Annotated in this window: 8 protein-coding genes; 5 read left to right on the top strand and 3 right to left on the bottom strand. The window is 70.8% G+C overall.

What is annotated here, in order from left to right; genetic code table 11:
• Window positions 1-65: 65 nt before the first annotated feature.
• Window positions 66-3,578, bottom strand: a complete 3,513-nt coding sequence (gene metH / locus R4Z63_RS06250; protein ID WP_037925779.1) for a methionine synthase — start codon at window positions 3,576-3,578, stop codon at window positions 66-68.
• Between the two features lie 274 nt (window positions 3,579-3,852).
• On the opposite strand from metH, the gene R4Z63_RS06255 reads away from it, so the two are divergent.
• The 5 genes from R4Z63_RS06255 (at window position 3,853) to R4Z63_RS06275 (ending at window position 10,097) form a co-directional block, all read left to right on the top strand.
• Window positions 3,853-4,620 (top strand): IclR family transcriptional regulator, encoded by a 768-nt coding sequence (locus R4Z63_RS06255; protein ID WP_384447009.1) that lies wholly within the window; start codon window positions 3,853-3,855, stop codon window positions 4,618-4,620.
• 314 nt (window positions 4,621-4,934) lie between these two features.
• Window positions 4,935-5,717 carry an MIP/aquaporin family protein gene (locus R4Z63_RS06260; protein WP_384447007.1) on the top strand — a complete coding sequence of 261 codons (783 nt, stop codon included), beginning with the start codon at window positions 4,935-4,937 and terminating at the stop codon, window positions 5,715-5,717.
• A 79-nt stretch (window positions 5,718-5,796) separates the two neighbouring features.
• Window positions 5,797-7,323: a glycerol kinase GlpK gene (gene glpK, locus R4Z63_RS06265; protein WP_037925773.1), complete on the top strand. Its 1,527-nt coding sequence runs from the start codon at window positions 5,797-5,799 to the stop codon at window positions 7,321-7,323.
• Between the two features lie 41 nt (window positions 7,324-7,364).
• Window positions 7,365-8,972 (top strand): glycerol-3-phosphate dehydrogenase/oxidase, encoded by a 1,608-nt coding sequence (locus R4Z63_RS06270; RefSeq protein WP_384447005.1) that lies wholly within the window; start codon window positions 7,365-7,367, stop codon window positions 8,970-8,972.
• 126 nt (window positions 8,973-9,098) lie between these two features.
• Window positions 9,099-10,097, top strand: a complete 999-nt coding sequence (locus R4Z63_RS06275; protein ID WP_037925769.1) for a PAC2 family protein — start codon at window positions 9,099-9,101, stop codon at window positions 10,095-10,097.
• Window positions 10,098-10,239: 142 nt separating this feature from the next.
• On the opposite strand, the gene mshC is transcribed toward R4Z63_RS06275, so the two are convergent.
• Both mshC and R4Z63_RS06285 read right to left on the bottom strand, forming a co-directional pair.
• Window positions 10,240-11,469, bottom strand: a complete 1,230-nt coding sequence (mshC, locus tag R4Z63_RS06280; protein WP_037925768.1) for a cysteine--1-D-myo-inosityl 2-amino-2-deoxy-alpha-D-glucopyranoside ligase — start codon at window positions 11,467-11,469, stop codon at window positions 10,240-10,242.
• 109 nt (window positions 11,470-11,578) lie between these two features.
• Window positions 11,579-12,400 carry an SCO1664 family protein gene (locus tag R4Z63_RS06285; protein ID WP_384447022.1) on the bottom strand — a complete coding sequence of 274 codons (822 nt, stop codon included), beginning with the start codon at window positions 12,398-12,400 and terminating at the stop codon, window positions 11,579-11,581.
• Window positions 12,401-12,414 lie beyond the last annotated feature (14 nt).

A 12,414-nucleotide genomic window follows, 5' to 3' on the forward strand; every position in this document is an offset into this window, starting at 1 on the left:
GGGGGCACCCCCCGGGGAACAGGCGACCGGCCTGTATGGGACCGACAAGTGTACGTCGCCGGAGCTCAGCGTGCGTTGAAATACTTGGCTTCGGGGTGGTGAATCACGATGGCGTCCGTCGACTGCTCCGGGTGGAGCTGGAACTCCTCCGAGAGGTGGACGCCGATCCGCTCCGGCTGGAGGAGCTCGGCGATCTTCGCGCGGTCCTCCAGGTCGGGGCAGGCGCCGTAGCCGAGGGAGAAGCGGGCACCCCGGTATTTGAGGTCGAACATGTCCTCGACCTTCGCCGGGTCCTCCCCGCCGAATCCGAGCTCGGCGCGCACGCGGGCGTGCCAGTACTCGGCCATGGCCTCGGCGAGCTGGACGGACAGGCCGTGCAGCTCCAGGTACTCGCGGTAGGAGTCGGACTCGAACAGCCGGGCCGTTGCCTCGCCGATCTTCGAGCCGACCGTGACCACCTGGAGGCCGACGACGTCGGTCTCGCCGGACTCCTCCGGGCGGAAGAAGTCCGCGAGGCACAGGCGGCGGCCGCGGCGCTGGCGCGGGAAGGTGAAGCGGGTCCGCTCGTTGCCGGCGTCGTCGAGGATGATCAGGTCCTCGCCCTTGGAGACGCAGGGGAAGTAGCCGTAGACGACGGCCGCCTCCAGCAGGTTCTCGGTGTGCAGCTTCTCCAGCAGGCCGCGCAGCCGCGGGCGGCCCTCGTTCTCGACGAGCTCCTCGTACGTGGCGCCGCCGGCGCGGGCCTGCTTGAGGCCCCACTGGCCCTTGAAGAGGGCGCCCTCGTCCAGCCAGGAGGCGTAGTCCTTGAGCGGGATGCCCTTGACCACTCGGGTGCCCCAGAAGGGCGGGGCGGGCACCGGGTTGTCGACGGCCACGTCGGAACGGCCGCCGGGCTCCTCCGGCTCCTCGACCTGGAGCGCGGGGGTGTCCCGCTTGGCGACGCGGCGCTGCTTCAGCTCGGGCAGGGTGGCGCCGGGCACGCCGCGCTTGACGGCGATGAGGGCGTCCATGAGGCGCAGGCCCTCGAAGGCGTCGCGGGCGTAGCGGACCTCGCCCTCGTAGATCTCGTGGAGGTCCTGCTCGACGTAGGCGCGGGTGAGGGCGGCGCCGCCGAGGATCACCGGGTAGTCGGCGGCCAGCTTGCGCTGGTTCAGCTCCTCCAGGTTCTCCTTCATGATCACGGTGGACTTCACGAGCAGGCCGGACATGCCGATGACGTCGGCCTTGTGCTCCTGGGCGGCTTCCAGGATCGCGGAGACGGGCTGCTTGATGCCGATGTTGACGACGTTGTAGCCGTTGTTGGTCAGGATGATGTCGACGAGGTTCTTGCCGATGTCGTGGACGTCGCCGCGGACGGTGGCGAGGACGATCGTGCCCTTGCCCTCGTCGTCCGTCTTCTCCATGTGCGGTTCCAGGTAGGCCACCGCCGACTTCATCACCTCGGCGGACTGCAGGACGAAGGGGAGCTGCATCTGGCCGGAGCCGAAGAGCTCGCCGACGACCTTCATGCCCTCCAGGAGGGTGTCGTTGACGATGTCAAGCGCGGGGCGGGTTCGGAGGGCCTCGTCCAGGTCGGCCTCCAGGCCGTTCTTCTCGCCGTCGATGATCCGCCGCTGCAGGCGCTCCTCCAGGGGCAGCGCGAGGAGTTCCTCGGCGCGGCCCGCCTTGAGGGACTTGGTGTTGACGCCCTCGAAGAGGGCCATCAGCTTCTGCAGCGGGTCGTAGCCCTCGGTGCGACGGTCGTAGATCAGGTCGAGGGCGGTGGAGACCTGCTCCTCGTCGAACCGGGCGATCGGCAGGATCTTCGACGCGTGGACGATGGCGGAGTCGAGGCCGGCCTTGACGCACTCGTCGAGGAAGACGGAGTTCAGCAGGACGCGGGCGGCCGGGTTCAGGCCGAAGGAGATGTTCGACAGGCCCAGGGTGGTCTGGACGTCGGGGTGGCGGCGCTTGAGCTCGCGGATCGACTCGATCGTGGCGATGCCGTCGCGGCGGGACTCCTCCTGGCCGGTGCAGATGGTGAAGGTCAGCGTGTCGATGAGGATGTCCGACTCGCGGATGCCCCAGTTCGCCGTCAGATCCTCGATGAGGCGTTCGGCGATGGCCACCTTGTGCTCGACGGTGCGGGCCTGGCCCTCCTCGTCGATGGTCAGCGCGATGAGCGCGGCGCCGTGCTCCTGGGCCAGCCGGGTGACCTTGGCGAAGCGGGACTCGGGGCCGTCGCCGTCCTCGTAGTTCACCGAGTTGATGACCGCGCGGCCGCCGAGCTTCTCCAGGCCCGCCTTGATCACCGGCACCTCGGTGGAGTCCAGGACGACCGGCAGGGTGGAGGCGGTGGCGAAGCGGCCGGCGAGCTCCTCCATGTCGGCGACGCCGTCGCGGCCGACGTAGTCCACGCAGAGGTCGAGCATGTGCGCGCCCTCGCGGATCTGGTCGCGGGCCATCTCGACGCAGTCGTCCCAGCGGGCCTCCAGCATGGCCTCGCGGAACTTCTTGGAGCCGTTGGCGTTGGTGCGCTCGCCGATCGCCATGTACGAGGTGTCCTGACGGAAGGACACGGTCTGGTAGAGCGAGGCGGCACCGGGCTCGGGCCGCGGATCGCGCGGGACGACCGCCGTGCCGCGGACCCGCTGCACGACCTGGCGCAGGTGCTCGGGGGTGGTGCCGCAGCAGCCGCCGACCAGGGACAGGCCGTACTCGCGGACGAAGGTCTCCTGGGCGTCGGCGAGCTCGGGAGCGGTCAGCGGGTAGTGCGCGCCCTCCTTGGTCAGGACGGGCAGACCGGCGTTGGGCATGCAGGAGAGCGGGATGCGGGCGTTGCGCGCGAGGTAGCGCAGGTGCTCGCTCATCTCGGCGGGGCCGGTGGCGCAGTTCAGGCCGATCATGTCGATGCCGAGCGGCTCCAGCGCGGTCAGGGCCGCGCCGATCTCGGAGCCCAGCAGCATGGTGCCGGTGGTCTCGACGGTGACGGAGCAGATCAGCGGGACCGTGACGCCGAGCGCCTCCATGGCCCGGCGGGCGCCGATGATGGAGGACTTGGTCTGCAGGAGGTCCTGGGTGGTCTCGACGAGCAGTGCGTCGGCACCGCCGGCGAGCAGGCCCTCGGCGTTGGTCTGGTAGGCGTCGCGGATCTGCGCGTAGGTGATGTGGCCGAGCGTGGGCAGCTTGGTGCCGGGGCCCATGGAACCGAGCACCCAGCGCTGCTGTCCGGTGGAGGCGGTGAAGGAGTCGGCGGCCTCGCGGGCGATGCGCGCGCCAGCCTCCGAGAGCTCGAAGTTGCGTTCGGCGATGTCGTACTCGGCGAGGGCCGCGTAGTTCGCACCGAAGGTGTTGGTCTCGACGCAGTCCACGCCCACCGAGAAGTACGCCTCGTGCACCGTGCGGACGATGTCGGGACGGGTGATGTTGAGGACCTCGTTGCAGCCTTCGAGCTGCTGGAAGTCCTCCAGGGTGGGGTCCTGCGCCTGGAGCATCGTCCCCATGGCTCCGTCGGCGACGACCACGCGGGTCGCGAGCGCCTCCCGGAGGGCGTCGGCCCTGGTCTGGGTGGCGGCGGGCGGGTTCGGCAACGAGGCCATGGAGTGCTCCCTGGGATGCGACGGCTGTCGGCTTTGCGCCCCCGCTGTGTCAGGGGCGCACGCGGCCAGGGTAACCGCGAGGCACCGGCCCCGGTGCGGGTGTCCCACGTGGCGGACTGCATTCTGTGGCGGGAACGTGGCGCGGATGTCCCGGTGACCGTACGGCGAACAGATCTCCGACGGTGCGCAAGGTCGACATCGACCGATACTGTTCAGCATTGTCGAACCACGTCAAGATGGTCAGTAGTAACGAAGGTCAGCAGGAGGCTGCGCGATGGCACGGAACATCCAGTCGCTCGAACGAGCCGCTGCGATGCTGCGACTCCTGGCGGGCGGCGAACGCCGGCTGGGCCTCTCCGACGTGGCCTCATCGCTGGGCCTGGCCAAGGGAACGGCCCACGGCATCCTGCGCACCCTCCAGGCGGAGGGCTTCGTGGAGCAGGACCCGGCCTCCGGCCGCTACCAGCTGGGCGCGGAGCTGCTGCGCCTGGGCAACAGCTACCTCGACGTCCACGAGCTGCGCGCCCGCGCCCTGGTGTGGACGGACGACCTGGCCCGGGCGAGCGGCGAGAGCGTGTACGTCGGCGTGCTCCACCAGAGCGGGGTGCTGATCATGCACCACGTGTTCCGGCCCGACGACAGCCGCCAGGTGCTGGAGGTCGGGGCCATGCAGCCGCTGCACTCCACCGCCCTGGGCAAGGTGCTGTCGGCGTACGACCCGGTCGCGCACACCCAGGCGCTGGAGGTGGAGCGCGACGCGTTCACCCCCCGCACCGTCACCGACGCCATCGGCTTCGAGGAGGTCCTGGGCCTGACCCGGGCGCGCGGATGGGCCGCGGACGTCGAGGAGACGTGGGAGGGGGTCGCCTCGGTAGCGGCGCCGATCCACGACCGGCGCCGCATGCCCGTGGGCGCGGTGGCGGTGGCGGGCGCCGTGGAGCGGGTCTGCGGCGAGGGCGGCGAGCCCCGCGCGGCCCTGGTGGCCTCGGTGCGCGACTGTGCGCGCGCGGTTTCACGCGATCTCGGCGCAGGCCGGTTCTGACCTCCCTTTAGCAGGCTTCGACCACCACCTGGCCCTCTTATGCCCATTTTTCGCCACATCCCGACCTTCGAATGGCTGGATTTGGCTGATCGCACCTACGGGTAACGATCCGACACATTGGCCCGACCGACCCTTGACGCGTTCTTCACCTGGGCGGAAAACTGCCGTTCATCGGTCGGCATTGTCGAACACCTACCGGCAATACGCGCTAGGATGCGACAAGGCCAAGGACCGGTGCAGCACTCACCGAGTGCGCGGAACCACCGGAGGGACCCGGTGTCCGCCCACCCCTGGACGTACGTAAGGAGTCGCGGGTGTCCAGCTCCGACATCTTCATCGGCGAGACCATCGGTACCGCCCTGCTCACCCTGCTCGGTGGCGGCGTCTGCGCCGCCGTGACGCTCAAGAGCTCCAAGGCCCGCAATGCGGGCTGGCTCGCGATCACCTTCGGCTGGGGCTTCGCCGTCCTCATCGCGGCCTACGTGTCCGCACCGCTCTCCGGTGCGCACCTCAACCCGGCGGTCACCGTCGGCCTCGCCGTCAAGACCGGCGAGTGGGGCGACACCCCCGTCTACTTCGCCGGCCAGCTGCTGGGCGCCATGCTCGGCGCGGTCCTGATGTGGATCACCTACTACGGCCAGTTCCGCGTGCACCTCGCCGACCCCGAGCACATCCGCGACGCCAAGCTCGGCCCGGAGGACCCGCACCCGCACGACGTGGCCGGCCCCGTGCTCGGCATCTTCTCCACGGGCCCCGAGATCCGCAACGTCGTGCAGAACCTCACGACCGAGATCATCGGCACCGCCGTCCTGGTCCTGGCGATCCTGACCCAGGGCCTCCAGGACGACGGCAAGGGCCTCGGCGTCATAGGCGTCCTGATCACGTCCTTCGTGGTCGTCGGCATCGGCCTCTCCCTGGGCGGCCCGACCGGCTACGCCATCAACCCGGTCCGCGACCTCGGCCCCCGCATCGTCCACGCCCTGCTGCCGCTCCCCAACAAGGGCGGCTCCGACTGGGGATACTCCTGGATCCCGGTGGTCGGCCCGCTCGCCGGTGCCGCACTCGCCGGCGGTCTCTACAACATCGCGTTCGCCTGATCAGCACATGCCGCGCTCGTAAGATCCGCACCGCACTCCTGATTCCGCCTACTCACCAGACCTGCCAGGAGCAGCCATCATGACCAGCAGCACCGGCCCCTTCATCGCCGCGATCGACCAGGGCACCACCTCCTCTCGCTGCATCGTCTTCGACCGCGACGGCCGGATCGTCGCCGTCGACCAGAAGGAGCACGAGCAGATCTTCCCGAAGCCGGGCTGGGTGGAGCACGACGCCACCGAGATCTGGACCAACGTCCAGGAGGTCGTCGCCGGCGCCATCGCCAAGGCCGAGATCACCTCCGCCGACGTCAAGGCGATCGGCATCACCAACCAGCGCGAGACCACCGTCCTGTGGGACAAGAACACCGGTGAGCCGGTCCACAACGCGCTCGTGTGGCAGGACACCCGCACCGACGCCCTGTGCAAGGAGCTCGGCCGCAACGTCGGCCAGGACCGCTTCCGCCGCGAGACCGGCCTGCCGCTGGCGAGCTACTTCGCGGGTCCGAAGGTCCGCTGGCTGCTCGACAACGTCGAGGGCCTGCGCGAGCGCGCCGAGGCAGGCGACATCCTCTTCGGCACCATGGACTCCTGGGTCATCTGGAACCTCACCGGTGGCGCCCAGGGCGGTGCGCACGTCACGGACGTCACCAATGCCTCGCGCACCATGCTGATGAACCTGCACACCCTGGCCTGGGACGAGAAGATCGCGGAGTCGATGGGCGTCCCGCTCAACGTGCTCCCCGAGATCAAGTCCTCCGCCGAGGTCTACGGCCACGTCAAGGAGGGCGTCCTCGCCGGTGTCCCGGTCGCCTCGGCGCTCGGCGACCAGCAGGCCGCGCTGTTCGGCCAGACCTGCTTCGCCGAGGGCGAGGCCAAGTCCACCTACGGCACCGGCACGTTCATGCTCATGAACACCGGCGACAAGATCATCAACTCCTACAGCGGCCTGCTGACCACGGTCGGCTACCAGATCGGCGACCAGAAGCCGGTCTACGCCCTGGAGGGCTCCATCGCCGTCACCGGCTCGCTCGTCCAGTGGATGCGCGACCAGATGGGCCTGATCAAGTCCGCGGCCGAGATCGAGACCCTGGCCCTCTCCGTGGAGGACAACGGCGGCGCCTACTTCGTGCCGGCCTTCTCCGGCCTGTTCGCCCCGTACTGGCGCTCCGACGCCCGTGGTGTGATCGCCGGCCTCACCCGGTACGTCACCAAGGCGCACATCGCCCGTGCCGTCCTGGAGGCCACCGCCTGGCAGACCCGTGAGATCACCGACGCCATGACCAAGGACTCGGGCGTCGAGCTCGCGGCCCTGAAGGTCGACGGCGGCATGACCTCCAACAACTTGCTGATGCAGACGCTCTCGGACTTCCTGGACGCCCCGGTGGTGCGCCCGATGGTCGCCGAGACGACCTGCCTCGGCGCCGCCTACGCCGCCGGCCTGGCCGTCGGCTTCTGGCCCGACACCGACGCCCTGCGCGCCAACTGGCGCCGGGCGGCGGAGTGGACCCCGCGGATGCCCGCCGAGCAGCGGGAGCGCGAGTACAAGAGCTGGCTCAAGGCCGTCGAGCGGTCCATGGGCTGGGTCGACGACGAAGACGCCAGCTGATCCGCACCAGCTGAGTCAATCGACGAGGAGCGATAAGAGACATGAGCACCCTGCAGAGCGTCCCCGCACTGGGTACGCACCCGACCGCCGGCGCGAACGCGAGCCGTGCCGAGACCCGCGAGCAGCTGGCGAAGGCCACGTACGACCTGCTGGTCATCGGCGGTGGAATCCTGGGCACCTCGGTGGCCTGGCACGCCGCGCAGTCGGGGCTGCGGGTTGCCATGGTGGACGCCGGCGACTTCGCCGGCGCCACCTCCTCGGCCTCCTCCAAGCTGGTCCACGGCGGCCTGCGCTACCTGCAGACCGGCGCGGTCAAGCTGGTCGCGGAGAACCACCACGAGCGGCGGGTGCTGGCCAAGGACGTGGCCCCGCACCTGGTCAACCCGCTCACCTTCTACCTGCCGGTCTACAAGGGCGGCCCGGTGGGTGCGGCCAAGCTGGGCGCGGGCGTCTTCGCCTACTCCGCCCTCTCGGCCTTCGGCGACGGCATGGGCAAGGTCATATCCCCGGCCCGTGCCGTCGCCGACAACCCCGGCCTGAAGACCGACAACCTCAAGGCCGTCGCGGTCTACTACGACCACCAGATGAACGACTCCCGCGTCGCCGTCATGACGGTGCGCGCGGCCGTCGAGTCGGGCGCGGTCGTCCTCAACCACGCCGAGGTCACCGGCCTGCGCAAGACGCAGGGCCGGGTCACCGGCGCCGAGCTCAAGGACCGCCTGGACGGCACCGAGTTCGGGATCGACGCGCGCGTGGTGCTGAACGCCACCGGCCCGTGGGTGGATCACCTGCGGCGCATGGAGGACAAGCACTCGATGCCGTCGATCCGCCTCTCCAAGGGCGCGCACATCGTCATGAAGCGCAAGTCGCCGTGGAAGGCCGCCATGGCCACCCCGATCGACAAGTACCGCATCACCTTCGCCCTCCCCTGGGAGGACCAGCTGCTGCTCGGCACCACCGACGAGGTGTACGAGGGCGACCCGGCGGACGTGCGCGCCACCGAGTCCGACATCCAGCAGATCCTGGACGAGGCGGCCTTCTCGGTGAAGGACGCCGACCTCGACCGCTCGCTGATGACCTACGCCTTCGCGGGCCTGCGCGTGCTGCCCGGCGGCCCCGGCGGCGTCGAGAAGGCCAAGCGCGAGACCGTCGTCTCCGAGGGCGCGGGCGGCATGCTGTCGGTCGCCGGCGGCAAGTGGACCACGTACCGCCACATCGGCCGGGTCGTCATGGACAAGCTCGCAAAGCTCCCGGGCAGCCCGCTGACCGAGGACATGGAGCCCGTGAAGTCCCTGGTGCGCCGGATCGCGCTGCCGGGTGTCGCCAACCCGAACGCGGTCGCGCACCGGCTGCTGGTGGACCGTGAGCCCGGCACCCGGATGGACCCGCTGACCGCGCGCCACCTGGCCTCGCACTACGGCTCCCTGGCCTTCGACATCGCACGCCTCGCGAACGATGACCCGGCGCTGGCCGAGCGGATCCACCCGGACGGTCCGGAGATCTGGGCGCAGGTCGCCTACGCCCGCGACCACGAGTGGGCCGAGACGGTCGACGACGTGCTGCGCCGCCGTACGACGGTGACCATCCGCGGCCTGGACGACGACTCCGTCAAGGCCCGGGTCGAGGAGATGCTGGCCCGCAAGGCATAGCTCTCCCGCAGGTGGGGAAGAGGGGCGGTTCCGAGGGGAACCGCCCCTCTGTCGTGGGCTGTGGCGGGTGTCCCGTCAAGGCTTAGGCTGACCCACGTACGCAAGGAACTTGGGAAGGAGACCTGGGTGATCGAGCTTGAGGGCGTGCCCGAGCTGATCGACCCGGTCATGGTGGCCGCGTTCGAGGGCTGGAACGACGCGGGAGACGCGGCCTCCGGTGCGGTCGCACACCTGGACCGGGAGTGGAAGGGCGAGGTCTTCGCGGCTCTGGACGCCGAGGACTACTACGACTTCCAGGTCAACCGGCCGACGGTGTGGCTGGACAACGGGGTACGGAAGATCACGTGGCCGACGACCCGGCTCTCGGTGGTGCGGATCGGCGGGGCCAAGCCGCGCGACCTGGTGCTGGTGCGCGGCATCGAACCGTCCATGCGGTGGCGGTCGTTCTGCAACGAGATCCTCGGCTTCGCGCACGAGCTGGGCGTCGAGATGGTGGTCATCCTCGGGGCGCTCCTCGGGGACACCCCGCACACCCGGCCGGTGCCGGTGAGCGGGGTCACCTCGGACGCGGACCTGGCGCGGACCATGGACCTGGAGGAGACCAAGTACGAGGGCCCCACGGGCATCGTGGGCATCCTCCAGGAGGCCTGTACGCACGCGGGGGTGCCGGCGGTGTCGCTGTGGGCCGCGGTGCCGCACTACGTGTCGCAGCCGCCGAACCCGAAGGCGACGCTGGCCCTCCTGAACCGGCTGGAGGACCTGATCGACATCAGGATCCCGCTGGGCGAGCTCCCGGAGGACGCCCGCGCGTGGCAGCTGGGCGTGGACCAACTGGCCGCCGAGGACAGCGAGGTGGCGGAGTACGTGCAGAGCCTGGAGGAGGCGCGGGACACCGCCGACCTGCCGGAGGCCTCGGGCGACGCGATCGCACGGGAGTTCGAGAGGTACCTGCGGCGACGGGACCCCGCGGCGGGCCCGGCCGCGGAGCCTGGCGACGGCTCGTACCTGCGGGACACGAGCGGGGGTCCGCCCCGTCCCCCGAAGCGCAGGCCGGACACCTCCGGGGAGGATCCGGAGCCGCCGGCCGGCCCGTCCGCCGGCGGGGACGAGACGCCGGACGCGTGATCGGCGGGGCGGGGTGCGGGGCCGCCGCCGTGCGGAGCCGCCCCCTCCCCGCCCTCCACCGGGTCCCGGCGGCGCCGGGACCCGCGGACAGCGCGATGCCCCCGGCCGGGACCGGGGGCATCGGCGGGCTTGGCCGCGAAGGCTACAGGGCCACGCCCAGGAGGGCGTCCACGGTCCGGGAGACCAGGCCGGGGGCCGACGCATCGTCGCCGTCGGTGGCGTTCTGCAGCTCCACCCAGCGGTCTACGGCGGCCAGGGCCGCGGGGGCGTCCAGGTCGTTCGCAAGGGCCTCGCGGACCTCTTCGAGGACCGCGTCCGCGGGGATGCCGTCCGGCCGGGACACCGCCGCGCGCCACCGCTCCAGCCGGGCCACGGCCTCGTCGAGGACTGCGTCGGTCCACTCCCAGTCCGCCCGGTAGTGGTGCGAGAGCAGGGCCAGGCGGATCGCCGCCGGGTCCACCCCGGCCCGGCGCAGCGCCGAGACGAAGACGAGGTTGCCCTTCGACTTCGACATCTTCTGGCCGTGCAGGGCGACCATGCCGGCGTGGACGTACGCCTTGGCCATCGGGAACTCGCCCGTCAGCGCCTGGGCGTGCGAGGCACCCATCTCGTGGTGCGGGAAGGCCAGGTCGGAGCCGCCGCCCTGGATGTCGAAGCCCATGCCCAGGTGTTCCAGGGCGATCGCGACGCACTCGATGTGCCAGCCGGGCCGGCCGCGGCCCAGCGAGCCGCCGTCCCAGCTCGGCTCGCCCGGACGCGCCGCCATCCACAGCATCGGGTCCAGCGGGTTCTTCTTGCCCGCGCGGTCGGGGTCGCCGCCCCGCTCCGCCGAAAGGAGCCGCATCGCCTCGGCGTCGAGGTGGGAGACACCGCCGAAGTGCGGGTCGGCCTCCACCGAGAAGTAGATGTCGCCCTCCAGCTCGTACGCGGCTCCCGCGTCCCGCAGCCGCTCGACCAGCGGCACGATGCCGGGTATGGCCTCGACGGCTCCGATGTAATGCTGCGGCGGCAGCATCCTGAGGGCCGTCATGTCCTCGCGGAAGAGCGCGGTCTCACGCTCGGCCAGCTCGGTCCAGTCGTGGCCGTCGCGCAGCGCCCGCTCCAAGAGCGGGTCGTCCACGTCCGTGACGTTCTGGACGTAGTGGACCTGCCGCTTGGTGTCGAGCCACACGCGCTGCACGAGGTCGAACGCGTTGTAGGTCGCCGCGTGACCGATGTGGGTCGCGTCGTACGGGGTGATGCCGCAGACGTAGATGCGGGCGACGGGACCGGGGGCGAGGGTGATCGTCCCCTGGGTCGCGGTGTCGTGGATCTGGAGGTCGCGGCCCTTGCCGGGAAGGGCGGGGACCTCAGAAGCGGGCCAGGCATGCATGTGTCGAGCCTAACCGGACGGATGTTCCGGAAACGAACTGGACCTGCACTGTTGTCTTGATCAGCACTCTTGCGGTGCGGCCGGTTCTGTGCGTGTCGCCATGGCCGGTTCAGACCGGTGGCCACGGGATCGCCGGCCACTGCCCGGACGGCTGCGGGTGCTTCCCGGTGCGCAGCAGGTGCGCCACCCGGGCCCGTACGGCGGCCAGCTCGGGCTCCGTGATCAGTTCGGCCAGCCGGGTGGCGAGCGGCGCTCCCTCGGCCAGTTCCGCGGTCAGCACGGCGAGGGCCCGGCGGGCCTCGTCCGTCAGCGGCTCCCCCGCCCAGCCCCACAGCAGGGTGCGCAGCTTGTCCTCGGTGTGGAAGGTCACGCCGTGGTCGATGGCGTAGATCCGTCCGTCGGGGGCCGGCAGCAGGTGCCCGCCCTTGCGGTCGCCGTTGTTGATCACGGCGTCGAGGACGGCGAGCCGGCGCAGCCGCGGGTCGTCGGCGTGGACGAGCAGGGCGGTACGGCCTTCGCCGACGTCGGCGAAGGCCACGGGCTTCCACCCCTCGCCGGCCTCCTCGCCCTCGACGAGCGCGAGGAGCTCTTCCTGCGGGGAGGCCTCCTGCGGCCGCCGGGACTCGATCCACTGCTGGACCATGCCCTCGCCGTAGGGGCCGTCCCGCAGCACGGTGGCGGGCACCAGCCCCCATCCGGTGGCTTCGGAGACCAGATAGGCCGCGACCTCCCGCTGGGCGAGGTTCCCGTCGGGGAAGTCCCACAGCGGGCGCTCCCCCTTGACCGGCTTGTAGACGCAGTCGGCGCTCACCCCGTCGTACGTGACGGTGCACAGCAGGACGGCGTTGGACGCCTCGCGGATCCGGCCGACGACGGTCAGCTCGCCCCTGGCGAGCAGTTCCTCCATGTGCCCCCGCCCGTGCTCCCGCATGTCCCCCTGACCCG

It is taken from the genome of Streptomyces sp. PL-29 (assembly GCF_058344425.1).